The 23762-nt window shown below is 72.9% G+C and carries 23 protein-coding genes, 1 tRNA gene and 1 pseudogene; 15 read left to right on the plus strand and 10 right to left on the minus strand.

Annotated features, from left to right (window positions below):
• Positions 1–41 precede the first annotated feature (41 nt).
• From V5P93_RS06560 to V5P93_RS06605, 10 genes and pseudogenes are all read left to right on the plus strand, one after another.
• Positions 42–494 carry a M67 family metallopeptidase gene (locus tag V5P93_RS06560; protein WP_281261650.1) on the plus strand — a complete coding sequence of 151 codons (453 nt, stop codon included), beginning with the start codon at positions 42–44 and terminating at the stop codon, positions 492–494.
• Between the two features lie 94 nt (positions 495–588).
• Positions 589–867, plus strand: coding sequence for a MoaD/ThiS family protein (locus V5P93_RS06565; RefSeq protein WP_104478482.1), 279 nt, complete (start codon positions 589–591; stop codon positions 865–867).
• A 31-nt stretch (positions 868–898) separates the two neighbouring features.
• Positions 899–1849 carry a PLP-dependent cysteine synthase family protein gene (locus V5P93_RS06570; protein ID WP_104478483.1) on the plus strand — a complete coding sequence of 317 codons (951 nt, stop codon included), beginning with the start codon at positions 899–901 and terminating at the stop codon, positions 1847–1849.
• Between the two features lie 10 nt (positions 1850–1859).
• On the plus strand, positions 1860–2342 hold the full coding sequence (locus V5P93_RS06575) for an SRPBCC family protein (RefSeq protein WP_104478484.1): 483 nt from the start codon (positions 1860–1862) through the stop codon (positions 2340–2342).
• Positions 2343–2438: 96 nt separating this feature from the next.
• A complete protein-coding gene (locus tag V5P93_RS06580) occupies positions 2439–3095 on the plus strand; it encodes a rhomboid family intramembrane serine protease (protein ID WP_374065503.1) in 657 nt (218 codons plus the stop codon).
• A complete protein-coding gene (murI, locus tag V5P93_RS06585; protein WP_104478485.1) occupies positions 3092–3892 on the plus strand; it encodes a glutamate racemase in 801 nt (266 codons plus the stop codon). The genes V5P93_RS06580 and murI overlap by 4 nt, the downstream gene beginning before the upstream one ends.
• A 36-nt stretch (positions 3893–3928) precedes the next feature.
• The gene (locus tag V5P93_RS06590) at positions 3929–4699 is read left to right on the plus strand and encodes an MBL fold metallo-hydrolase (RefSeq protein WP_104478486.1); all 771 of its coding nucleotides are present in this window, start codon (positions 3929–3931) and stop codon (positions 4697–4699) included.
• Positions 4700–5770: 1071 nt separating this feature from the next.
• On the plus strand, positions 5771–6532 hold the full coding sequence (rph, locus tag V5P93_RS06595; protein WP_104478487.1) for a ribonuclease PH: 762 nt from the start codon (positions 5771–5773) through the stop codon (positions 6530–6532).
• Complete coding sequence (gene rdgB, locus V5P93_RS06600) at positions 6529–7134, plus strand: RdgB/HAM1 family non-canonical purine NTP pyrophosphatase (protein WP_104478488.1); 606 nt, start codon at positions 6529–6531, stop codon at positions 7132–7134. The genes rph and rdgB overlap by 4 nt, the downstream gene beginning before the upstream one ends.
• A 144-nt stretch (positions 7135–7278) precedes the next feature.
• A pseudogene (locus V5P93_RS06605) lies at positions 7279–7605 on the plus strand (helix-turn-helix domain-containing protein); the annotation flags it as partial.
• A 31-nt stretch (positions 7606–7636) separates the two neighbouring features.
• Here V5P93_RS06605 and V5P93_RS06610 read toward each other — a convergent pair.
• The 7 genes from V5P93_RS06610 to V5P93_RS06640 form a co-directional block, all read right to left on the minus strand.
• Positions 7637–8485 carry a hypothetical protein gene (locus V5P93_RS06610; RefSeq protein ID WP_104478489.1) on the minus strand — a complete coding sequence of 283 codons (849 nt, stop codon included), beginning with the start codon at positions 8483–8485 and terminating at the stop codon, positions 7637–7639.
• Between the two features lie 31 nt (positions 8486–8516).
• Positions 8517–9407 (minus strand): hypothetical protein, encoded by an 891-nt coding sequence (locus V5P93_RS06615; protein WP_104478490.1) that lies wholly within the window; start codon positions 9405–9407, stop codon positions 8517–8519.
• 145 nt (positions 9408–9552) lie between these two features.
• Complete coding sequence (bcp, locus tag V5P93_RS06620; RefSeq protein WP_104478491.1) at positions 9553–10026, minus strand: thioredoxin-dependent thiol peroxidase; 474 nt, start codon at positions 10024–10026, stop codon at positions 9553–9555.
• 20 nt (positions 10027–10046) lie between these two features.
• Positions 10047–10589, minus strand: coding sequence for a hypothetical protein (locus V5P93_RS06625; RefSeq protein ID WP_104478492.1), 543 nt, complete (start codon positions 10587–10589; stop codon positions 10047–10049).
• Between the two features lie 188 nt (positions 10590–10777).
• Entirely contained in the window at positions 10778–10960 is a 183-nt protein-coding gene (locus V5P93_RS06630) for a hypothetical protein (protein WP_104478493.1), read from the minus strand.
• Positions 10961–11035: 75 nt separating this feature from the next.
• The gene (gene smpB, locus V5P93_RS06635) at positions 11036–11518 is read right to left on the minus strand and encodes an SsrA-binding protein SmpB (RefSeq protein ID WP_104478494.1); all 483 of its coding nucleotides are present in this window, start codon (positions 11516–11518) and stop codon (positions 11036–11038) included.
• 73 nt (positions 11519–11591) lie between these two features.
• Positions 11592–15074 carry a tetratricopeptide repeat protein gene (locus V5P93_RS06640; RefSeq protein ID WP_181043408.1) on the minus strand — a complete coding sequence of 1161 codons (3483 nt, stop codon included), beginning with the start codon at positions 15072–15074 and terminating at the stop codon, positions 11592–11594.
• A gap of 463 nt (positions 15075–15537) precedes the next feature.
• Between V5P93_RS06640 and V5P93_RS06645 the strand changes: the two genes are divergently transcribed.
• The 3 genes from V5P93_RS06645 (at position 15538) to V5P93_RS06655 (ending at position 20420) form a co-directional block, all read left to right on the plus strand.
• Positions 15538–17754, plus strand: a complete 2217-nt coding sequence (locus V5P93_RS06645) for a hypothetical protein (protein WP_104478496.1) — start codon at positions 15538–15540, stop codon at positions 17752–17754.
• 193 nt (positions 17755–17947) lie between these two features.
• A complete protein-coding gene (locus V5P93_RS06650; RefSeq protein ID WP_146107979.1) occupies positions 17948–19831 on the plus strand; it encodes an LCP family protein in 1884 nt (627 codons plus the stop codon).
• 133 nt (positions 19832–19964) lie between these two features.
• Positions 19965–20420 (plus strand): helix-turn-helix domain-containing protein, encoded by a 456-nt coding sequence (locus tag V5P93_RS06655; RefSeq protein WP_104478498.1) that lies wholly within the window; start codon positions 19965–19967, stop codon positions 20418–20420.
• An 88-nt stretch (positions 20421–20508) separates the two neighbouring features.
• Here V5P93_RS06655 and V5P93_RS06660 read toward each other — a convergent pair.
• Positions 20509–20582 (minus strand) — tRNA-Leu (locus V5P93_RS06660).
• A 157-nt stretch (positions 20583–20739) separates the two neighbouring features.
• Here V5P93_RS06660 and V5P93_RS06665 point away from each other — a divergent pair.
• Complete coding sequence (locus V5P93_RS06665) at positions 20740–20961, plus strand: DUF3618 domain-containing protein (RefSeq protein WP_104478499.1); 222 nt, start codon at positions 20740–20742, stop codon at positions 20959–20961.
• Here the strand turns inward: V5P93_RS06665 and V5P93_RS06670 are convergent, their stop codons facing one another.
• Together V5P93_RS06670 and V5P93_RS06675 are read right to left on the minus strand one after the other, a co-directional pair.
• Positions 20962–21303, minus strand: coding sequence for a hypothetical protein (locus tag V5P93_RS06670; protein ID WP_181043409.1), 342 nt, complete (start codon positions 21301–21303; stop codon positions 20962–20964).
• Positions 21304–21447: 144 nt separating this feature from the next.
• Positions 21448–22137 (minus strand): TetR/AcrR family transcriptional regulator, encoded by a 690-nt coding sequence (locus V5P93_RS06675; protein WP_245931187.1) that lies wholly within the window; start codon positions 22135–22137, stop codon positions 21448–21450.
• 78 nt (positions 22138–22215) lie between these two features.
• Between V5P93_RS06675 and V5P93_RS06680 the strand changes: the two genes are divergently transcribed.
• The gene (locus V5P93_RS06680) at positions 22216–23712 is read left to right on the plus strand and encodes an NAD(P)/FAD-dependent oxidoreductase (RefSeq protein WP_104478500.1); all 1497 of its coding nucleotides are present in this window, start codon (positions 22216–22218) and stop codon (positions 23710–23712) included.
• Positions 23713–23762 lie beyond the last annotated feature (50 nt).

The raw sequence follows: 23762 nt of genomic DNA on the forward strand, positions 1-23762 counted from the left end.
CACACACTGGGAGGGCCGCACTCACCCAGTAGGATGGGCGCGTGCTGACGATCCGCCGTGACCTAGTGGACGCGATGGTGGCCCATGCCCGCCGCGACCACCCGGACGAGGCCTGTGGCGTCATCGCCGGGCCGGACGGGTCCGACCGCCCCGAGCGCTTCATCCCGATGCTCAACGCGGCCCGCTCACCCACGTTCTACGAGTTCGACTCCGCCGACCTGCTCCGCCTCTACCGCGAGATGGACGCCAACGACGAGGTGCCCGTGGTCATCTACCACTCGCACACCGCCACCGAGGCGTACCCGTCGCGCACCGACGCCAAGATCGCGCAGGAGCCGTACGCGCACTACGTGCTGATCTCCACCCGCGACCCGCAGGAGCACGAGTTCCGCTCGTTCCGCATCGTCGACGGCGTGATCACCGAGGAGCCCGTCGAGGTCGTCGAGTCGTACCGGTTCGCCCACACCGGCCCGGACGACGTACCCGAGCAGTGAGATCCCGCGCGTCCCGGAATAGTCCGGGCGCGCGCACGCGTCTTTCCCTGTAAGTGGAACCAGCGCCAGCACTGGCATACCCGGAGGTTGAACCATGGCCGTCACCGTCTCGATCCCGACCATCCTGCGCACGCACACCGGCGGCGAGAAGTCCGTCAGCGCCGCGGGCAGCACCCTGGCCGAGGTCATCGACAACCTGGACGCCAACCACGGCGGCATCAAGGGCCGCCTGGTCAAGGACGGCACCCTGCACCGCTTCGTCAACATCTACGTCAACGACGAGGACGTGCGCTTCGCGGGCGGCCTGGAGGCCAAGGTCGCCGACGGCGACAACGTGACCATCCTGCCCGCCGTCGCGGGCGGCGCGCGCTAACCGGAACTCCCGGACCCGGAGGGGGACACCCGTGGCTCGGTACGACTCGCTCATCGACGCGCTCGGCGACACCCCGCTGGTCGGGTTGCCGCGGCTGTCGCCGTCGAAGGACGTGCGGCTGTGGGCGAAGCTGGAGGACCGCAACCCGACCGGCTCGATCAAGGACCGGCCCGCGCTGGCCATGATCGAGGCGGCCGAGCGCGACGGGCGGCTGCTGCCCGGGGCGACCATCCTGGAGCCGACCTCGGGCAACACCGGCATCTCGCTGGCCATGGCCGCCAAGCTCAAGGGCTACGGGCTGGTCTGCGTGATGCCGGAGAACACCTCCGAGGAGCGCAAGCAGCTGTTGCAGGCCTACGGCGCGCGGATCGTGTTCTCCCCGGCCGCGGGCGGCTCGAACGAGGCCGTGCGGCGGGCCAAGGAGCTGGCCAAGCAGAACCCGGACTGGATCATGCTCTACCAGTACGGCAACCCGGACAACGCGGCCGCGCACTACCGCGGCACCGGCCCGGAGATCCTGCGCGACCTGCCCGGCATCACCCACTTCGTGGCGGGCCTGGGCACCACCGGCACCCTCGTCGGCGTCGGCCGGTACCTGCGGGAGCAGAAGCCGGACGTGCAGGTCATCGCGGCCGAGCCGCGCTACGGCGAGTTGGTCTACGGCCTGCGCAACCTCGACGAGGGCTTCGTCCCGGAGCTGTACGACCCCGAGGTGCTGACCGGCCGCTACTCGGTCGGCTCGTACGACGCGCTGCGCCGCACCCGGCAGCTGCTGGAGACCGAGGGCGTCTTCGCGGGCATCTCCACCGGCGCCATCCTGCACGCGGCCCTGGCCGTGGCGGAGAAGGTCGCGGGCACGGGCGAGTCGGCCGACGTGGTGTTCATCGTCGCCGACGCGGGCTGGAAGTACCTGTCGACCGGCGCCTACAGCGGCACCATCGACGAGGCGGCCGAACGCCTCGACGGGCACCTCTGGGCCTAGTGTTCCGCGCGTGAGCAAGCCCAACCGACCGGCGGTAGAGGTACAGCGGTCGGGGCGCGTCCCCGCCCCGATCGAGCGGGTGTGGGCCGTCGTGTCCGACGCCGCCCGCGCGCCCGACTGGTTCAGCTTCGCCGACCGCACGGAGGTGCGGTCGGGGTCCGGGCTGGGCGAGCAGCGCACCCAGCACGGCCGGTGGGGCGCCAAGCGCTCGGAGATCGACCAGGAGGTCGTCGAGTACGACCCGCCGCGCGTCATCGCGTGGAAGCACACGGCCGAGCGCCTCAACGGCAAACCGGCCCCGAGCTACGCGGCGTCGGCGGTGTTCCGCATCGAACTGGAACCCGACGGCCCGGACGCGACCGTCGTCCGGCTCCGCACGCTGCAGCAACCCCGGAGCGCGGCCACCGGGTTCGTCATGCGCTGGGCGGGCGCCCGGGAGTTGGCCCGCCGCATGGAGGAGTCCCTCACCCGCCTGCTCGGCGCCGTCGACTGAGCGCAGCGGCACCGGCTGGTCACCGGGGGCCAACCCCGGGGCGAATCCGGGATTCACCTGATCCGGAGAGCCCGGCCGACCACGTAATCTCGTGGTGTGAGCACCCAGCCAGCCACTCGGCAAGCCGCGCGCGTCCTGCCACCGAACCCGGCGCAGGCGGCGATCGTGGTCGGGGCGATGACCCTGCTGATGTACCTGGTCGAACTGGTCGACGCGGTGCTGCCCGCGGATCTCGACCAGTACGGCGTCGTGCCGCGCGAGGCCTCCGGCCTGCTCGGCGTGCTGTGGTCCCCGCTGCTGCACCACGGCTGGGACCACCTGCTGGCGAACACCATCCCGCTGCTGGTGTTCGCCTTCCTGTCGATGGCGGGCGGACTGGCCCAGTGGGTCGCGGTCACCGCCACGATCTGGGTGGTGTCCGGGCTCGGCGTCTGGCTGACCTCGCCATCGCAGTCGGTCACCGTCGGCGCCTCCGGGCTGTGCTTCGGCTGGCTGCTGTTCCTGCTCGTGCGGGGTGTCTTCAACCGCAGCGCGCTGCAGCTGCTGGTGGCCGTCGGCCTGCTGCTCTACTGGGGCACCACGCTCCTCGGCGTGCTGCCGGGCAACCCCGGTGTCTCCTGGCAGGGCCACCTGTTCGGCGCGCTCGGCGGGGTACTCGCGGCCTGGCTGGTGGCGCTGGGGAACCGGTCCACCGCCCGCCGGGTGCCTGCTGAGCCGCGGGCCGAGCTGCCCGGTCCGACCGGGGCCCTGTGAACCCGGACGCGCCGATCGGCATCTTCGACTCCGGGGTCGGCGGGCTCACCGTGGCCCGCTCGATCATCGACCAGCTGCCGCACGAGCGGCTGCGCTACATCGGCGACACCGCCAACAACCCGTACGGCCCGCGGCCGATCGCCCAAGTCCGCGAACTGACCCTGGCGATCACCGACGAGCTCGTCGACAGCGGCGTGAAGATGCTCGTGCTGGCCTGCAACACCGCCTCCGCCGCCTGCCTGCGCGACGCCCGCGAGCGCTACCCCATCCCGGTCGTCGAGGTCGTGGTGCCCGCCGTGCGGCGGGCCGCGGCGGTCACGAAGTCCGGCCGCGTCGGTGTGATCGGCACCACGGGCACCATCCGCTCGGGGGCCTACGACGACGCGTTCGCCGCCGCGCCGGGCATCGCCGTGACGGGTGCCGCGTGCCCGCGCTTCGTCGACTTCGTGGAGCGGGGCGTCACCTCCGGTCGGCAGATCCTCGGGCTGGCGCAGACCTACCTGGAGCCGCTGCAACAGGCCGCTGTGGACACCGTGGTGCTCGGCTGCACGCACTACCCGCTGCTCACCGGGGTTCTGCAGGTCGTCATGGGGCCCGATGTCACGCTCGTGTCCAGTGCGGAGGAATGTGCCAAGGACGTCTTCCGGGTGCTGACCGAGACCGGTTCGCTGACTGAGCTGGAGGATGACCCGGTGCACGAGTTCGGTGCCACCGGGGCCGCCGAACCGTTCGACCGGCTGGCCCGCCGGTTCCTCGGTCCCGGCGTCGCGGGCTTTGCTCCATTGGCTCGATGGTGATGTCTGCGTACCCCTGGCTGTGACAGGCTGTCGGACGTGCTGCTGACCGTCCTCGGCTGTTCCGGGAGTGTGCCCGGCCCCGACGCCCCGACCTCCGGCTACCTGCTGGAAGCCGACGGCTTCCAGCTCGGAGTGGAACTGGGCAACGGGACCTTCGCCGCCCTGCAGGCCATCCGCGACCCGTTCGCCATGGACGCGTTGTTGTTCTCGCACCTGCACGCCGACCACTGCGCGGACTTCACGGCGCTGACCGTCTACCGTCGGTACCACCCGGCCCCCACCCGGGACCCCCGGGAACACCGGTTACCCGTGTACGCGCCCAAGGAGGCGCCCGCCCGGTTCGCCAACGCCTACGCCACCGACGAGGCCGACCGGGCCGCCGCGGATCTGTCCGATGTGTTCGACTTCCGCGCGTTATCCCCCGGCAAACTCCACATCGGACCGTTCGAGGTGGTCGCCGCCCCGGCCGCCCACCCGTGCGAGTCCTTCAGCTTCCGCATCAGCCACGGCGGCCGGAGCCTCGTCTACACGGGCGACACGGGCGTGTGCGCGGCGCTGGCGGAGCTGGCGCACGGCGCGGAGGTGATCCTCGCGGAGGCGTCCTGGACGCACGGCTCGGTCGACGTGCCGGACCTGCACCTGTCGGGTCTCGAGGCGGGGCAGGTCGCCTCGGCGGCGGGGACCTCCCACCTGATGCTCACCCACATCGCGCCCTGGACCGACCCGGCCGCCGTCCTGGCCGAAGCCCGCTCGGCCTACGACGGCGAGGTCACCGTCGTTGAGCGCGGCGCGCAGTACCGGCTCTGAGGTCCGGCCCGCCTGCCGCTATCCCTCCGGGAGTTCTCCCACCAGCCCGCCGCTTGATCCCATACTGTCGGTCCAGGCGACGCGCTTCTGCCTCCGCCTCCCCTTCCGCAAGTTCTTCCCACCCGCCTGTGGCCCGCTGCTCCTCCCGTGTCGTCTGTTCGCGTGGTGCGTGTCTGCCTGTGCCTGTTCTCGCTTCCGCGGGTTCTCTTCCCGCCTGCCTGTGGCCTGCTGATCGTCCCGTGTCGTCTGTTCGCGTGGCGGGTCTCTGCCTGAGCCTCTCTTCTCTGCCGCGGCTTCCTCTCCAACCCCGCCCCGCAGTCGGCTGCTTGTTCCGCGTCGCCTGCCCATGTGTCGCGCCGCTGCCTGAGTTCCCCCACCCCTTCCGCGAGTTCTCTCGCAACCCACCTGCAAACGCTCCTTGATCCCACGTTGCTCGCCAACGCAACGCGCCCTTGCCACACCCCTGATCGGGCGGATTTGCTTTGTGTGGGGGGACGAGTCTGCCAAGCTTCCCTGCGGGTGGGGTGGCTTGCCATCCCACCCGCTTTTGCCCCACCGCAGGCTCGTAGGGGCCCCGCGCAAAGCGGATTCGCTCGATCGAGGACGACCGCTTTTTCGCGAAGAGTCGGACCGCATCCACTCGCGTCGGCGGCTGCCGGTTGCCGGGTGACCCATGGCTCCACCTACGCAACCGTTCCAGCGTGGTCCCGTTCTCCCGGGCTCCAACGCGAGAAGAGTTGCGTGCACAGCGGGGCGCGGCGGCTTCGCGGGAACGCGGGTTGGCACACGTCGGCGGGTAGTGGGTTCGGCCTGGCGGGGTGGTGGGTGAGGTGGCGGGCTGGTTGGCAAGGGCTGGGTGCCTTGGCGGGGCGGGGCTGGCTGAAGTCCAAGGGTGGCGGGTCTGGCAGGTGGTGGATGAGGGGGTGGGTGTGAGGAGTGCGGAGCGGAGGTGGGGAAGTCAGGACGCGTCAGCCGGAAATGGTGCGCCGGAGCAGGTGCGGTTCGGCTCGGACCTGTCGATCGGCGTGGTTGGCATACCGGCACTGATCGGCTGCCTCTAGGCTGACCGCCGTGGTGAGAAGCGATGGCAGGAACGACGACCAGCTCCGGGACATCACGATCCAGCGCGGGTACCAGGACTGGCCCGCCGGTTCCGTGCTGGTGTCCTTCGGGCGTACCCGGGTGCTCTGCGCCGCCAGCGTGACCGAGGGCGTGCCGCGGTGGCGCAAGGGCTCCGGGCTCGGCTGGGTGACAGCCGAGTACGCGATGCTCCCGTCGGCGACCAACACCCGGGGTGAGCGGGAGTCGGTGAAGGGCCGGGTCGGTGGCCGCACGCACGAGATCAGCCGGTTGATCGGCCGCTCGCTGCGCGCCTGCATCGACCTGTCCGCGCTCGGCGAGAACACCATCCACCTCGACTGCGACGTCATCCAGGCCGACGGCGGCACCCGCACGGCCGCCATCACCGGCGCCTACGTCGCCCTCGCCGACGCCGTCACCTACCTGGGCGCGGCGGGCAAGCTCGCCGACCCCCAGCCGCTGTCCTGCGCGGTCTCCGCAGTCAGCGTCGGCGTGGTGGGCGGCCGGGTGCGGCTCGACCTGCCCTACGAGGAGGACGCGCGCGCCGAGGTCGACATGAACGTGGTCGCCACCGACGCGGGCACCCTCATCGAGGTCCAGGGCACCGGCGAGGGCGCCACCTTCGCCCGCTCCACCCTCGACGCCATGCTCGACCTCGCCATGGCGGGCTGCGCCGAGCTCAACCGCGTCCAGGCCGAGGCGCTGGCCAAGCCGTACCCCGGCACCCTGCCCGAACCCAAGGGGGGCAAGTGACCAGGGTCCTGCTCGCCAGCCGCAACGCCAAGAAGCTCGCGGAGCTGCGCCGGATCCTCGCCGCCGAGCAGGTGGACGGGGTGGAGATCATCGGCCTCGACGACGTCCCGGCGTTCCCGGACGCCCCGGAGACCGGCGCGACCTTCGAGGAGAACGCGCTGGCCAAGGCCCGGGACGCGGCCCGCGAGACCGGCCTGCCGTCGATCGCCGACGACTCGGGCATCGCCGTCGACGCGCTCAACGGCATGCCGGGGGTGCTCTCCGCCCGCTGGTCCGGCGGGCACGGCGACGACAAGGCCAACCTCGACCTGGTCCTGGCCCAGCTCAACGACGTCCCGGACGAGCGCCGCGGCGGCGGGTTCGTGTGCGCGGTGGCGCTCGTCGTCCCGGGCCGGGCGGAAACCGTCCTGCGCGCCGAGTGGCGCGGCCGGATCGTCCGCGAACCCAGCGGTGCCAACGGCTTCGGCTACGACCCGATCTTCGTCCCCGACGGCCACGACCGGACCTCGGCGGAGCTCACCCCGGACGCCAAGGACGCCATCTCCCACCGCGGCCAGGCCCTGCGCCTGCTCCTCCCGCACCTCGCGGCCCTGAGCGGCTAGGCGCCTAGGTGCGATGTCCGGGGACGTTGTCCCGATCTGAGGTGACCGGTAGTGGCCTGTCCCGTTGGCAGGTGAGGGCCTCCGGATGTGAAGTGGAGCTGTCTAGGAACCGCTTCACGCCTTCGGGGGCCGTCGTGTCCCACCCTGACCCCGCGAACCCGTCTACGACTCGCGCGCCTGGTCGTCGAGCGAGGCTGGGCCCACGTCGCGGTGGCGAAGATGTTCATGGTGGTTGACAAGACAGCCGCGAAGTGGGTCGACCGTTACCGCGCCGAAGGCGTGGCCGGGATGGCCGACCGCGGCTCGCGTCCGCACCACAGCCCGACCCGTACACCCGAACACCTGGTCCGGGCGATCGTGCGGTTGCGGTGGCGCACGCGGCTCGGGCCGGTCCGGATCGCCGGCCGGTTCGGCCTTCCCGCGTCCACGGTCCACGCGGTGCTGGTGCGCTGCCGGGCAAGCCACCGGTCACCCGGCTGACCAACTTCCCCGGACATCACACCTAGGCCAGCGGGAGCACCGCCGCCAACGCCTTCGCCCCCGCGGTCACCGAGGCGATGGCGCGGCTGAACGACACCGACGACGGGTGGTTCGTCATGAGCAGGACGACGTACCGGTCACCAGCGCCCAGGACGCCGGTGGTGTGGACGGCGACGTAGCCGTTCCCGCTGCCCCACGCCTGCTTCACCGCCCACGGCCCGGCGAACGCCGACGGGATGCCGAAGTGCTGGTCGAACCCGTCCGCCGCGACGCGCGGGGCGGCGCGCATCGGGTCGACGAGTTCCGGTGCGCTGCGCAAGAAGTACCGGTAGGTCGCCAAGATGTCGTTGGGGCTCAACAGGGTGTCGCCCCAGTAGCCCGGGACATCCGGTGCCGCCAGCCCTTCCAGCCCCAGCACGGGGCCGGTGAGCTCGGGTAGCCGGTCACCGCCGTGCAGGCCCCACAGCGCGCTGGCGGCGGCGTCGTCGCTGGCGCGCAGCATGCGCGTCACGCGGGACCCGGTGCCGGGCTCACCCGCCACGCGCACCGCGATCAGCAGCTTCACCAGCGACGCGGACCGGAGCCTCCGGTCGGCGTCAACGGAGACCAGCAGGCTGTCGGACGCGCGGTCCCACACCAGCAGCCCCACCTCCGCGCGGGCGGACTGCCGGTGCACAGCCCCGACGACCTCGGCGGCCACGGCGGCCGAGTCGAGTCCCGCGGGTGTCGCGCTCGGGGGCACCAGGGGGCGGGCGAGCGGTGTCGGCGGTGCCGCCGCGGCCGCCGAACCGGTGCACGTCATGGGCATGGCCGAGCCCGCGATCACGAACGGGAGCAACAAAACGGCCAGTCGGGGCCACCGCCAGCGCATGCCAGAAGAACGCCCGGCCGAGTGAAGAAGTTCACGAGATCAGCGGATTAAGCACTCGCGCAACCGCGGTTACCGACTGTGCGGCGGTCTTCCACCGCACTCCCAGAGGGTGTTCGGTGAGCACGATGACCGTGTACCGCCAATCCCGCCCCACCAGCCCGGTGCTGTGCACGACGATGTCGTTGGTGCTGTTCGACCACCCCTGCTTCACCGCCCACTCCGCGGTGATCCCGTCCGGGATCCCGAAGTGCTGGTCGAACCCGTCCGCCGCCGTGCGCGGCGCGGAGGCCATCGCCTCGACCACCAGCGCCCGGTCCGCGGCGGGCAACTCCGCCAGCACGTACCGGTACACCCGTGCGACGTCGCGCGCGGTGAGCAGCACGTCACCCCAGCGCCCCACGATCGCCGGTGGCCTGGTCCCGGTCAGCCCCATGGTCCGAACCATCCGGGTGACCAGGGCCGAGCCGCCCGCGCCGGTCCACAGCGCGGTGGCGATGTCGTCGTCGGAGACCTGGAGCATGACCGCGATCCGCTTGCGGGTCGCGGCGTCCGCGCCCCGGCGCAGCGCGTCGACGGCGATGAGCAGCTTCACCAGCGACGCCGACCGGAACTGCCGGTCCGCGTTCAGCGACACCACGTCCGCGCCGCTCGTCCGGTCCACCACCAGGACCCCGACCTTCGCCGACCGCTCCACCCCGCGCGCGGCGGCGACGAGCGAGTCCGGGTCGACGGCGGTCTTCGGGGGCGGCTCCGGCTGCGGCGACGGCGGCCGGGTGGTCGTGCCGACCGCCGGGGCAGTGGGCGCGGAGGTCAGCGGCGAGATCAGTTGGGGTACCTGGGATCCCCCGGCCGGGGCCCGGGCACAGCCCGCCGCGAGCACGAGGAAAAGGCCCAGCAGAGCGGGAAAGCGGTGGTGGCGCACGCCGTGAGTACGCGACCGCCACCGGGGGAGTTGACCCGTTCAGAGTGCAACTCCCCTGGTGGGGACGGCGTAACGGCACCGGCGGTCGGCCGGTTGCCCGGTCCGGCCGGATTGCCAGGACCTGGCCAGGTCCGTGTGGTTCCCGTCAGATCTTGAGGTCCTTGCGCAGCTTCGCCACGTGCCCGGTCGCGCGCACGTTGTAGAGCGCGTGCGTGACGGTGCCCTCCGGGTCGATGACGAAGGTGGAGCGGATCACGCCCGTCACCGTCTTCCCGTAGAGCTGCTTCTCGCCGTACGCGCCGTACGAGGTCAGCACGGCCTTGTCGACGTCCGACAGCAGCGGGAAGGTCAGGCCCTCCTCGGCGACGAACTTGGCCAGCTTCGCGGGCTTGTCCGGGGACACGCCCAGCACGGCGAACCCGGCGTCGTTGAGCTCGGCGAGGTTGTCGCGGAAGTCGCAGGCCTGCTTGGTGCACCCGGGGGTGGAGGCGGCGGGGTAGAAGTACAGCAGCACGGACCGGCCGCGCAGGTCGGTCAGCGACACGTCGTTGCCCTCGCTGTCGGGCAGGGTGAACTCGGGCGCACGGTCGCCCGCGGCGAGGCGGATCTGGTCAGTCATGCCCCGACGCTAGCGCGGGCTCACGTGCTGCCGTCGAAGACCGTCACGCTCGGCCCGCCCGCCGTGTCCGGCTGGGCGCTGACCAGCACGGACACCGTCTCGGCTGGCACCGCGAAGGCGACCGAGAAGCGCATCGAGCCGCCGGGGGGCACGTCCGAGGCGCCGACCACGCCGGTGTAGCCCTGGGTGGAGTCGATGACCTGCTGGGTCAGCTCGCCGTTGACCATGGCGGTCAGCGAGAGCGACGCCGACCGGTACAGCGCCGGGCCGTCGTTGCGGACGGTCATCTCGAAGCCGACGGCCCGCTTCGCCTCGACCCCGGCCGACGCGGACGCCGACGGGACGAACGACTTGGGCGCCGAGACGGTGATGGTGAGCCCCTCCGCCAGCGGCCTGCGCTCGCCGCTGCGGGTGACCGGGCTGTCGGCTCTGGCCAGTTCGTCGGTGACGCTGGTCGCCCCGGCCGCCGGGGTGGGCTCGGCGGAACCCGCGGCCCCGCCGCCGCACCCGGTGAGGACCACCAGGAGGGCGCAGGTCGCGGCCACCAATCCGACGGTCTTCACGTCTCGTCTGTCTCTTCCTGGCCGGGGACTCGGGGGTACGACTCCACCATGGCGGCCGACCCCCCACCCCGCCGAGTCGAATGGGCCGTTGAGTCGTACCTGGTTCCGCACTGTGGCCGAGCCGTGATCACCGATACACCCGGAGTGACCGCCGCCACTGCGCACAGTACGGGGTACGGGTGACGGGCTCAGGTGGCGAACGCGAACAGCAGGACGAACACACCGACGGCCACCAGCCAGGCGGCGATCAGCCAGCCGAAGTCGCGCCACGGGGAGATCGCGCCGTTGTCCTCGCCGGGGACGTGCACCCCCCGCTCCTCGAACTTGTCCACAAGTCCCAGGAGCGCAGCGAGGAACCTGGGCACGCGCACCCCCCGATAGTGTCACGTCAGGCCGCGTCCGAGGGTGTGCCGTACGCCCCTGTTCCCGGGTTCACCCGGACGGCATCAGCGCGGGCGCTTCCCCTTCGCCTGCCGGGAGAACGCCTTCGCGATCTCCCGCTCCGCGTCCCGCTTGGCCAGCGCCTGGCGCTTGTCCCAGGTCTTCTTGCCGCGCACCAGGCCGAGTTCGACCTTCACCCGGCCGTCGGCGAAGTACAGGGAGAGCGGCACCAGCGACAGCCCGCTCTCGTGCAGCCGGATGTCCCACTTGTCGATCTGGCGGCGGTGCAGGAGCAGTTTCCGCACCCGCCGCGGCGTGTGGTTGGTCCACGTGCCCAGCGCGTACTCGGCGATGTGCAGCCCGCGCAGCCACACCTCGCCGTCGTCGATGGTGGCGAAGGAGTCGACGAGCGAGACCCGCCCGAGCCGCAGGCTCTTGACCTCGGTCCCGACCAGCGCGACGCCTGCCTCGATGGTGTCGAGCACGGTGTAGTCGTGCCACGCCCGCCGGTTGGTGGCGATCTTGTTGTCCGACTTCGCCTTGCTCATGGGGCGGAATCGTAGGTCAGAAAAAGAATGCGACGAAAGCCATTTGCTCCGCGCCTGCCGTCCATTCCTGCACCTAGCCTGCGGTGAACGCGGCGAGCAGCGCGCGGACGTGCGCGGCCTCGGGGACGCCGAGGCGCTCGAAGAGGGGGAGCGCGGTCTGCCAGTCGGTGACCGCGCCCGGGCGGTTGCCGGTCAGCTGGCGGACCAGGGCGCGCACGTGCCGGGCCCGCGCCTCGGCGAGGCGCTGGCCCGTGCGGATCGCGATGGTGAGGCCCTCCTCGATGTGCTCCGCCGCCGAGGCCGGGTCGCCGCCGTCGAGGTGCGCGTGCGCCAGCTCGGTCAGCGCCCTGGCCTCCAGCAGCCGCATGCCGGTGTCGCGCATCAGCGCCAGGGCGCTGGTCCCGTAGTCGATCGCGGACCGGGGGTCGCCGGTGCGGCGGTAGAGCGCGCACAGGCCGGTCAGCACGGACGCCTCGCCGTAGCCGAACCGGATCTCCCTGGCCAGGCCCAGCGCCCGGGTGTAGTGGGTGGCCGCCGAGGACCACTCGCCCGTGCGCTGCTGGATGGTGGCCAGGATGTCCAGGCCGCTCACCTCATGGCGGCGCTCGCCCAGCTGCCGCCCCGCCTCCATGGCCTTGCGGACCTGGGTGGCCGACGCGGCGTAGTCGCCCGCGTCGCACCCGGTCTCGGCCAGGCAGATGAGCATGCTCACCTCACCGTGCCGGTACCCGTACCGGCGGCAGATCGCCATGCCCTCCCGGTAGCGCTGCGCGGCCCTGGGCAGCTCGCCCATCGCCCACAGCGCCAGGCCCAGGCCCTGGCAGGCCGCCGCCTGCACGTGCCGGTTGCCGATCCGCGTGCTCAGCTCCAGCGCCTCGGTGTGCCGGTCGATCGCCTGCTGCGGGCGGCCCAGCGACAGCGCCGTGCCGCCCAGGTAGTTCAGCGCCCCCGCCTCGCCGAACCGGTTGCCGATCACCCGGTTCAGCTCCAGCGCCTGCTCGTAGAACGCCGACGCCTGCGCGGGCTGGCCCAGCTGCGAGTGCGCCCGGCCCAGGTTGTGCAGCGCCGCCGCCTCGACGATCCGGTTGCCGGTCGACTGGCTCAGCTCCAGCGCCCAGCGGTGGCTCTCGATCGCCGCCACGTAGTCGCTCAGGTTCGTGTGGATGAGCCCCAGCAGGTCGTGCACGGACGCCTCCGCGTCCAGGTCCCTGGTCGCCCGCGCCGCGGCCAGCGCCGCCTGCCCCACGACGAGCCCGTCCGCCCCGTGGCCCCGGTTCCAGAAGTACTGCCGCAGCGCCTCCGCGAACCGCCACGCGTACCGGTGCAGGTCCAGCCCCGAGGCCGCCGTCGCCGCCGCGACCAGGTTGCCGCGCTCGGCGTCGAGCCAGGCGATCGCCCGCTCCTCGGCCCCGTGCTCCGGCAGCGCCCCCACCCGCCACAGCACGGAGCTGTGCGTCTCGATCTCGCTGAGGTAGTGGTCGAACAGCGCCACCACGGCCTCGGTGCGCTCGGTCTCCGCGTCCTCCAGCGCGGAGCGGCCCGACGCGTACTCGCGCAGCAGGTCGTGGAAGGTGTACCGGCCGCGGCTGTGCTCGCGGATCAGGTTGCCGTGGTCGAGCACCCGCAGCAGCCGGGTCACGTCGCCCGGCGGCAACCCGCTCAGCGTCCCGGCGGCCGCCGCGTCCACGTCCGCCCCCGGCACCAGCCCCAGCAGCCGGAACAGCCTGCGCGCCGCGGGCACCAGCTTCTCGTACGACAGGTCGAACGCCGCCCGCACCGCGCCGGACTCGTCGCCCGCCACCGTCAGCCCGGTCATCCGGCCCCGCTCCCGCAGCTCGCGGGTGTAGTCGGCGATGCTCACCAGCGGCCGGATCGCCAGGTTCGCCCCGGCGATGCGCAGCGCCAGCGGCAGGTGGCCGCAGATCGACGCCATCTCCGCCGCCGCGTCCGGCTCCCGGCGCATCCGCCCCACCCCGACCAGCCGCCCCAGCAGGTCGATCGCCTCGCCCGGGTCCAGCACGTCGAGCGGGATCTGGTGGGCGCCGTCCTGGGCGGTCAGCCCGGTCAGCCGGTCGCGGCTGGTCACCAGGACCAGGCAGCCGGACGAGCCCGGCAGCAGCGGCCGCACCTGCTCGGCGGCGGCCGCGTTGTCCAGCATCACCAGCACGCGCTTGCCGGTCAGCAGCGTCCGGTACAGCCCGGCCGCCTCGTCCGGGTCCAGCGGCACCCGCTCCGGGGCCACCCCCAGCGCGTGCAGGAACCGGACCAGCACCTCCTGGGTCGTCAGCGGCATGCCGGGCGCGTACCCGTGCAGGTTCACCGCGAGCTGCCCGTCCGGGAACCGGTCCCGGGCCCGGTGCGCCCACCGCAGCGCCAGCGCCGTCTTGCCGACACCGGCCGTGCCGGACAGCGCCACGATCACCACGCCCGGGCTGCCGTCCACCCGGTCCAGCAGGTCGTCCAGCCCCGCCAGCGTCGCCGCGCGGCCCACGAAACCCGGCGTCTCCGCGGGCAGTTGGGCGGGCGGTCGCTGGGCGACCGGCTCCGGCAGCGGCGGCGGAGGGGCGGGCCGGTCGCGCAGCACCCGCAGGTGCGCGTCCTGGATCTCCAGGCCCGGCTCCACGCCCAGCTCGTCGTCGAGCCGGGCGCGGATGTCGGCGAACACCCGCAGCGCCTCGGCCTGCTCGCCGCCGCCCGCCAGGCCGAGCATCAGCCGGGCGTGCAGGCCCTCGTGCAGCGGCTCCTCGTGCGCCAGGTGCCGGATGACCGCCACCACCCGGTCGTAGCGGCCCAGGGCCAGCGCGACGTCCGCGTGCGCGGTGGCCACCTCGCGCCTGCGCGCGGCCAGCGCGACCGCGGCCGGGTGCCCGCGCAGCCCCGCGGGCAGGTCGGCCAGCACCGGACCGCGCCACAGCGCCAGCGCCTCGTCGAACAGGTCGGCGGCGGTGTCGGCGTCCACGGCGCGCACCAGCTTCGCCTGCCGGGCCAGGTCCTCGAAGCGCAGCGAGTCGAGCTGGTCCGGCTTGACCGCCAGCCGGTAGCCCGCCTGCGTGGCGCGCAGCACCTCGGCGTTGCGCTTGGACGCCTCGGTGAGCAGCTTGCGCAGCCGCGACGCGTAGGTGTGGATCAGGCCCTGGCAGCTGTCCGGCGGGTCGTCACCCCAGAGCACGTCGATGATCTCCGCGCGGCTCACCGGCTGGTTCGGGTGCAGTGCGAGCAAGGCCAGCAGGCAGCGCTGCTTGAGCGCGCCGACCGGCACCTCGCGGCCGCCCTGCGCCACGGTGAACGACCCGAGCAGCCCGAGCCCCAACGCTTGCGGCCGCACCGGTTTCGCGGGCCGCGCGGCGCCGTCGGCGAGCGCCTCGGGGGTGACGCCGAGCGCGGCGGCGAGCCTGCGCAGCGAGTCCGCGCGGGGCATGCCGACCGCACCGCGCTCGATGTAGCGCAGCGCCCGGATGCTGACCCCGGACCGCTCGGCGAGCTGCTGCTGGGTGAGGCCGACCCGGGTGCGGTGGGAGCGGAGGAGCTCGCCGAACGCGCCGGGCGGGTCGACCATCCTGCCCCCTCGCGCTTGGTCCGGGTGCCGCACGGTTGTGCGGAGAACTTGCCGCCGATCCGACAACGGAGTTGCCGGTTGCCCATCGTAGTGCATCTGCTACCCGGATCACCCCAGGTGGATGGGGTCGCGCGCGGCCCCGAGGGGTACCGGCGCCGGTACAGGCAGGCTGCCGGCCCGCCCCGTAGCGTGTGGTCGGGGTGAACCGGGGGTCCGCGGGGGGACCTCGTGGCGCGGCGTCCTGGGGGTGCGCCGTGCCACGGACCCCGGTTCACCCCCGAGGTCACGGGGGACCGGTAGCCTGCCCTGGGGAGCGAGTCCGCGAGACCCTCCCGCGAGCGCGCGTCACCGCACACCGGCACCGCCCGGTCGTGCCGATCGAGACACCCGGTCGCCCCGGCACCGTGACACCCGGGCGCACCGCGGCAGGCAACCGAATCCCCGGCGACACATCCTGGAAAACGTGCCCGACAACGTGCCCGACAACGTGACGACACCCGCCGCCACGCGGCCACCGGCCCGCACGACCGACCCGCACGACCGGTGGGTCCGGATCAGACTGCGCGGCCGCGTCGGCTGGCTGCTGCTCGTCGTGCTCGTCGCCGCCGGGTTCGGCGTCGTCGCCTCCCGCTCGCCCAGCGAACCGACCACGGCCCCGACCGGTGCGGTGGCCCAGGCCGCCGCCGCGGTCGACGCGCTGCTGCACCCCGAGTCCGGCCGCGACCCGATCGCCCTGCTGCCCGCCGACTTCACCCGCGTCTCCGGCGTCGTGCCGGGGCGGCTCGCGGCCCCCGACGGCACCACCCGCGCGGTGCACGTCGACGGCGGCTGCTCGACGCCGTGGGGCGACGACAACACCCGCTGGGACTTCTCCGTCGGCTGCAAGGCCCACGACCTCGGCTACGACCTGCTCCGCTACGCCGCCGCCCAAGGGCAATCGCTGGACCCGGAACTGCGCCGCGGCCTCGACGAGCGGCTGTCGCTGGACATGCACGGCCAGTGCGCGCGCAACCCGCGCGGCTCCGGCGCCACCTGCGGGCTGGTCGCGTCGCTGTTCACCGCCGGTCTGGTCGCCAACTCCTGGCACCAGCGCTGGGGCCCGCCGCGCGCCGAGCCGATCGGCGCGTGGACGGTGGCGCTGCTGGTCGTCGCGCTGCTGCTCGCGGTCCGCGTCCCCGCCTTCGCCCGCCGCCGCACCGCCCTGCCGCGCAGGCACCGGCCGCTGGGCGCCCGCGACGGCGACCGGGCCGCCTACCTGGGGTTCCTGCGGGTGGCCGCGCTGAGCGCGATCGTGCTCGCCGACACCGTGCTGGCCTTCGCGCCGCTGCTGGGTCTGTCCGGCGCCGCGCTGTGGCCGATGACCTGGCTGCTGCAGCTGGTGCCGCTGTTCTTCTTCGCGGGCGGCGACTCGAACCTGCTGGCCTGGAAGGCGGCGGTGGCCGACGGCTACGGCTACGGCGGTTACCTGGCGGGCCGGGTGTGCTGGCTGATCCGGCCGGTGCTGGCGCTGGTCACCGCCTGGCTGGTGGTGCCGCTCTCGCTGGACCTGCTCGACACCCCGGACGCGGGCATCGACGCCTTCGGCAGGCTCATCGCCCAGCCGCTGTGGCTGCTCGGCCTGTACCTGCTGGTCGTCGGCGCCACCCCGGTCATGCACTGGCTGCACCGGAAGTTGCCGGTCGCCACCCCCGCCGCGCAGGCGCTGACCGTGGCCGGGCTCGGCCTGTTCGGCTCCGGCACCACCGCGGCCTACGCGGGCGGCATCGTGCTCGCCGCGCTGTTCGGGCAGCTCTCCTTCCACTACGCCGACGGCGCCTTCGACGCCGTGCCCCGCCAGGCGCTGGCCCTGGTCGGCGCGGGCGCGCTGGGCGGGCTGGTGCTGCTGACCGGCGTCGGCGGCCACACCCGCGAGCTGATCGCCGAGCCCGCGGGCACGGCCAGCTTCGTGCCGTCCGCGCTCGGCGTGCTGCTGCTCGGGCTCGCGCAGGTCTGCCTGGTCGTCGCACCGCGCGCGGCGCGGGTGCGGCTCGTCGCGCACGGCGGCCTGGCCCGCGCGGTGTGCCGGGTCCGGTCGGCGCCGATGACCCTCTACCTGGTGTACCTGTGCGCGATGCTGCTGGTCGCGGGCCTGATCGGGGCGGCGGGCACGGCCGGGCTGCCGACCACCGCGGTCGACTGGCTGGTCCGGCCCAGCACGCTGCTGGCGCTGGCCCTGCTCGGCGTGCCCACGGTGCTGGTCTACCTGCTGTTCGAGTGGCGGGCCCGGCACGAGCCCGACGGGGAGCGCCCAGACCGGCCGCCGGTCAGCCGCTGGGACCCGGTGGCCGCCGCCGTCGGCACCGGCTACGGCGCGCTCGGCGTGATCGGCTTCGCGGTCAGCGGGCTCACCGGCACCCACCACGGCACCGCGCTGTTCGGGCTGCCGGTCGACCCGATGGCCAGCATCATCCACCTGCTGCTCGGCTGGTACCTGCTGCACTCGGTGCGCGTGCACAGCACCTCGACGCCGTGGCCGTGGCTGCTCACCGCGCTGGCCTGCTGGCCGCCGATGACCGCCGCGCAGGGCCCGGTCGTCGGCGTCTACGGGGCCACGGCGGTCGTCGCCGCGGTGGCCGCGACCGCCGCCGCGCTGCCCGCGCTGGTCCGCCGGATCCGGGTGCTCAGACCCGTTGGCGGGTGACCCGATAGGGGCCGGTTCGCGGTAGCGGGACGCGTGCCGTGACGACCCCCACGCCGTCGTGTGTCAGGCTACGGCGGTTCCGGGCACAACCTGGCAACGGCACAGAACGTCTTGATTGGGTGGGCGCGGTGACGGCGCCGAGGCCGTGAGCACGGCCCCCGCAGCAGCAGTGGCGCGACAGGGAGGAACGGGCGTGGACTACCGGCCGCCGAGGTCAGGAAGCGGTGCGGGGCAGGGCGATCGACCCGTTCCGCCGCGCGGCCCGGCGTCCGCGCGCCGCGTGCCCCCCGGCTCGGGGCGCGCCGAGCAGCGGGACCAGCCCGGCCGCCAGGCCCCCCGCCCGAACCGGGACGCGGCGCGGGACTCCCGCGACGGCGCCCGCCCGCGCCCGGAGCGCCGACCCGAGGTCCCCCGCCAGGGGGCCCGCTCGCCGGAGTCGCGCGCCACGCCGCCGCGCCCCGGCCAGGGGCAGCAACCCCGCCCGAGCTCCCAGGCCCGATCGGACCGGTCCGACGCCCCGCGCCCGGCCGCGGCGCGCGCGGAGGCGCGGCCGGAGTCGCGCACCCGGGTCGACCTCGACCGCGAGCGCCCCCGGGCCCGCGCCGCGTCGAGCGGGCGCCCCGCCGCGCGCGTGCGCCCGCGCCGGACCGGCGCCAAGGCGGGGGTCGCCGTGCTGTCGGCCGCCGTGCTGGTCGTCACCGGCTACTACTGGCGGATCGCGGACTCGTTCGCCGACGGCCTCACCACCGCCGACGTCATCGAGGCGGCGGGGGAGAAGCCCGCCGACGGCGCCACCGACATCCTCATGGTCGGCATGGACAGCCGCACCGACGCGCAGGGCAACCCGCTGTCGAAGGAGCAGCTGGCCATGCTCAACGCGGGCGTGGCCGACGGCGTGCTCAACACCGACACCCTGATCATGATCAGGATCCCGAACGACGGCGGGAAGGCGGTCGGCCTCTCCATCCCGCGCGACTCGTACGTGAGCACCGCCGAGTTCGGCAAGCACAAGATCAACTCGGTGTACGCCCGCGCCAAGCTGCGGGCCCGCCAGCAGCTGCAGAAGGAGGGCCTGGTCGACCCGCAGCTGGAGGTCAAGTCCAACGAGATCGGCGCCAAGGCGCTCATCGACACGATCCAGAAGCTGACCGGCGCGCAGATCGACCACTACGCCGAGGTGAACCTGCTGGGCTTCTACGACATCACCAACGCCATCGGCGGCATCGACGTCTGCCTGGTCAAGCCGGTCAAGGACAGCTTCTCCGGGGCGAACTTCCCGGCGGGCCCGCAGACCCTGCAGGGTGCCCAGGCGCTGGCCTTCGTCCGGCAGCGGCACGGCCTGCCCAACGGCGACATCGACCGGATCAAGCGCCAGCAGGTCTTCATGGGCGGCATGGCCCGCAAGGTGTTCTCCGGCGACGTGCTGGCCCCCGGCTCGGCCCTGCTGGGCCAGTTGCAGCAGGCGGTCACCAAGTCGGTCGTGCTCGACCGCAACTGGGACATCATGCGCTTCGCCCAGCAGATGATCTCGGTGACCGGTGGCAACGTGGGCTTCCAGACCATCCCGCACGGCAGGCTCGACCTGCCGACCCCCGACGACGGCAGCGCGGTCGAGGTCGACCCGGCCGAGGTCAAGGCCTTCGTCGGCGGCCTGCTCGGCGGTGGCGCCCCGCCCGCGCCCGGCACGGGCACGGGCGCCCCGAGCGAGACCCCGCAGGCGGCCAAGCCGACGGTCACGGTGCTGAACACCACCGCCCGCTCCGGGCTCGCCGCCCAGGTGTCCAAGACGCTCAACGACAAGGGCTTCAAGACCGGCGAGGCGGGCACCGCGGCGGCCCGGGCCAAGTCGGTCATCCGGTACGCCAAGGGCGAGGAGGCCGCGGGGCAGGCCGTCGCGGACGCGCTCGGCGGCGACCTCGCCGTGGAGGCGGACGCCAACCTGAGCAAGGGGAAGGTCACCGTCCTGATCGGAAAGGACTTCCCGGAGTCCACCGACGGCTTCGCAGGGGCGCCGCTGCTCGACTTGAGCCCACGGCTCGCCACGCTGCAGCAGCCTGGCCCAGAGTGCGTCAACTGAGCAGTTTTCACCCGGTTTTCCTCACCCGTTCGGAGCAACTTCACCCGAACTCGCGTAAGGCGGGCGGGGTTGCCCGCTTCCACAGGTGAGGCGTCGGAGCCGGTGGCCGCACGCCGTGGGAGAAGGGGCGGACGTGCGCATCGATGGGGCGACGTACCAGCGGGTCCTGGGGGACGAGATCCGCAGGCTGCGCAAGCAGCGGGGCTGGACGCGCAAGGAGCTCAACGGCAGGTTGCAAAGTGACATTTCCCTGCAAACCCTGGCCACCTACGAGCTGGGGACGCGGCAGGTGTCGGTGGTGCGGTTCGTGGAGATCTGCGTGGCGCTCGACGCCCTGCCGCACGACCTGATGGCCCGCGTGCACGACCGGGTGTTCGCCGACACGCCCATCGGTCGGGTCCGGGTCGACCTGCGCCGCGCGGTGGCCGACACCCGGCCGCAACTGCTGCCGCTGCGCCGCTGGGCCGCGGAGCTGCTGGCCGAGCAGGAGGAGGTGCACCTCGACCGCGCCGCCCTCGACCGGCTGGCCGAGCTGTGCGACACCGACACGGCCACCCTCATCACCATCCTCAACGAACTGTCGGCCTGACCGAGCGCGGGCCTGCTCCCCGTTCGCTCCCCGACGGCGCCTGAAACGGACACGGCCCGACCAGCTGCTGCTGGTCGGGCCGGGGTCGTGGGGCTGGAGAGACTCGAACTCTCACTGGCACGGACCTAAACCGTGTGCCTCTGCCAATTGGGCTACAGCCCCGCAGCCAACTCCGGATCGTGCGGTCAACTTGTGGTTTCGGGGTGCGAAGCCGTGGTTGCCACCTCGGCTCAGCCTAATCGGCGTGGCCCGTGCGCGGTGCGGGTGGTCCGTGATCTACCGTGGTCCCTGCCGAAGGCGTGCTGTGCGAGGAGGACATGTGGCCCGCGACCCCGACACCATCCAGCGTGAGATCGAGCAGGCGCGGGACGCCCTGGCGGCGACGCTGGACCAGCTCGGCGCGAAGGCCAGCCCGAAGAAGCTGGTCGAGGACGCGAAGGTCAGCGCCAAGTCCACCCTCGACGACCCGCGGGTGAAGTACGCGCTGATCGGCGTGGGTGTGCTGGTCGGCCTGCTGGTCGTGCGCAGGCTGTTCCGCTAGCTAGGCCATCGCGGCCGGCGGCGGCGCCTGGCTGGCGGGCTCGCTGGGGGCCGTGGGCTGCGGCGGGATGGTGTTCGTCGCGTCGGTGTCCGCGGGGTCGTCGGTGAGCCCGAGGCGGGCGGACAGGTACGCGGCGGTGAAGTCGACCGCGTCGCCGTTGAGGGTGTGCACGACGGTGCGCTTCTTGTCGCCCTGGGCGATCTTGTCCACCAGCTGCTCGGCGCGGTCGCGCGCGGCGATCAGGCCGCGGGCCGTCGCGGTGAGGGTCTGGCCCTTGCCCCTGACCTCCACGGTCCACTCGTCGCCGTCGGGGGTGTAATTGGCCAGGATCGGTTCGTACATCGTCTGCGCCCCTCTGCTCCGGGCTCCGCGGGGCCGCACGCCGCGCGCCCCGCACCAGGCAGTCAACCCGCACCACCGTGTTTTCGCTCGTCGATCGGTGTCGGGGCGTAACGGATTCCCTGGTCGGACCACCCGTGTGAGCGATTACCCGCTGGTCGGGGCGTCGATTCCCCGGTCCACGGGCGTCCAGGTCGGACTGTCCACTGTGCCGTCCACTGTGTCGTCCGGACCGGGGTCCAGCATGGACCGCAGCCCGGTCCACAGCACCCGCATGAGGTGGTCGGCGGCCTGCTCGGCGGTCACGTCGTCGCGGCCGACGTACCACAGCGACAGCCGCTCGCAGGCGCCCACGACGACCTGCGCGGCGGCCTCGAGGTCGAGCCGCGGCGCGTGCGGCAGGAACGCCGAGAACAGCGCGATGTCGATCTCCACCTGCTGCTGCCTGCCCGCCTCGACCTCGGCGGTGGCCGCCGGTCCGGCGACGGCCGCCTCGTTGCGCAGCACCAGCGACCAGGAGCGCCTGCGGGCGTCGGTGAACCGGAAGAAGGCGACCAGGCCCCGGCGCAGGGCGTCCTCGGGGCCCGCCGCGCCGACGACGGCCGCCGTGGTGGTCGCGGCCAGGTCGGCCCGCGCGGCGCGGATGCAGGCCACGAGCAGGCCCTCCTTGGAGCCGAAGTACTCGTAGAGCATCGGCTTGGAGATCCCGCAGCGCTCGGCGATCTCGTCCATGGACGCGGCGACGAAGCCGCGTTCGGCGAAGATCTCCTCGGCCACGGCGCGCATCTGGGCCTCGCGCTCGGCCCGGGGCACGCGCCTGCGGGGCGTCTCGGTCACGGGTCGACTCTACCGGAGGTAACTTACTTGAAGTAAGGTGAACCACGAGTAACACCCAGTCGATGCAGGAGGACGGGCATGGGCAGCCTCATCCACACCGGTGTGGTGGTCGTCGGGACCGGGTTCTCCGGCATGGGCATGGCCATCCGGCTGCGCCGCGACGGCCGCGAGGACTTCGTGGTGCTGGAGAAGGCGCACGACTTCGGCGGCACCTGGCGGGACAACACCTACCCGGGATGCGCCTGCGACATCCAGTCGCACATGTACTCGTTCTCCTTCGAGCAGAAGTCCGACTGGAGCCGCTCGTTCGCCCCGCAGCCGGAGATCTGGGACTACCTGCGCGGCGTCGCCGCCAAGTGGGACCTGGCCCGGTTCACCCGCTTCGGGACGGAGGTCACCGGGGCCCGCTGGGACGCCGAGGAGTGCCGCTGGCACGTGGCCACCGCGGGCGGCGACACCTACGTCGCCCGGTTCCTGGTCGCGGGCGTCGGCGCGCTGCACCTGCCGTCCATCCCGGACCTGCCCGGCATCGAGCGGTTCCAGGGCGCCGCCTTCCACTCCGCGCGCTGGGACCACGACTTCGACCTGGCGGGCAAGCGGGTCGCGGTGATCGGCACCGGCGCCAGCGCGGTGCAGTTCGTCCCCGAGATCGCCCGGCGGGTGGCGAGCCTGACGCTGTTCCAGCGGACGCCGCCGTGGGTGATGCCGAAGCCGGACCACGAGATGCCCGACTGGGCGCGGCGGGTGTTCGACCGGGTGCCGGGGGCGCGGCGGGCGTACCGGAACGCGCTGTACTGGGTCAACGAGGTCCGGGCCGTCGGGTTCAACGGCCACCCGGGCGTCCTGCGGCTGGCGTCGAAGCTCGCCGAGCGCAACATCCACCGCGCCGTCAAGGACCCCGAGTTGGCCGCGCGCCTGACCCCCGACTACGTCATGGGCTGCAAGCGCGTCCTGATCTCCAACGACTACTACCCGACCTTCAACCGCGACAACGTCCACCTCGACACCTCGGGGGTCGCGGAGGTGCGGGAGCACAGCGTCGTCGGCCACGACGGCCGGGAGCACCCGGTCGACGCGATCATCTACGGCACGGGCTTCCACGTCACGGATTCCTTCGACTACCTCGACATCACCGGCCGCGACGGGGTCGACCTGGCCAAGCAGTGGCGCGAGCACGGGATCAACACCCACCTCGGCATCACCGTCGCGGGCTTCCCGAACCTGTTCTTCCTGCTCGGCCCCAACACCGGACTCGGCCACAACTCGGTCGTCTTCATGATCGAATCCCAACTCCGCTACATCACCGACGCCATGCGCCTGGCGGACCGCCACCAGGCCGAGGCCATCGACGTCCGCCGCACCGCCCAAGACCACTTCAACACCGAAATCCAGCGCAAACTGGCCAACGGCATCTGGACCCGGGGTGGCTGCCAGAGCTGGTACCTCGACGCCAAGGGCGTCAACCGGACCATCTGGCCGGGCTTCACCTGGCGCTACTGGCTGCGCACCCGCCACGTCGACGCCGCCGATTTCGAACTCATCACCCGCACCCGCCGCTTGCCCGCCCACGCCTGACCGTCGACGCACACCACACCGGAATGGGCCATTCCGAGGCGGGCGACCCA

The sequence above is a fragment of the Actinokineospora auranticolor genome, assembly GCF_041897805.1.
In the GTDB taxonomy this organism is placed as follows: Bacteria; Actinomycetota; Actinomycetes; order Mycobacteriales; family Pseudonocardiaceae; genus Actinokineospora; species Actinokineospora auranticolor.

Coding starts and splice junctions, on each gene's coding strand:
- V5P93_RS06565 (WP_104478482.1), top strand. CDS start 589: ATGGCCGTCACCGTCTCGATCCCGACCATCCTGCGCACGCACACCGGC.
- V5P93_RS06610 (WP_104478489.1), bottom strand. CDS start 8,485: ATGCGCTGGCGGTGGCCCCGACTGGCCGTTTTGTTGCTCCCGTTCGTG.
- bcp (WP_104478491.1), bottom strand. CDS start 10,026: ATGACTGACCAGATCCGCCTCGCCGCGGGCGACCGTGCGCCCGAGTTC.
- smpB (WP_104478494.1), bottom strand. CDS start 11,518: ATGAGCAAGGCGAAGTCGGACAACAAGATCGCCACCAACCGGCGGGCG.
- V5P93_RS06640 (WP_181043408.1), bottom strand. CDS start 15,074: ATGGTCGACCCGCCCGGCGCGTTCGGCGAGCTCCTCCGCTCCCACCGC.
- V5P93_RS06670 (WP_181043409.1), bottom strand. CDS start 21,303: ATGTACGAACCGATCCTGGCCAATTACACCCCCGACGGCGACGAGTGG.
- V5P93_RS06680 (WP_104478500.1), top strand. CDS start 22,216: ATGGGCAGCCTCATCCACACCGGTGTGGTGGTCGTCGGGACCGGGTTC.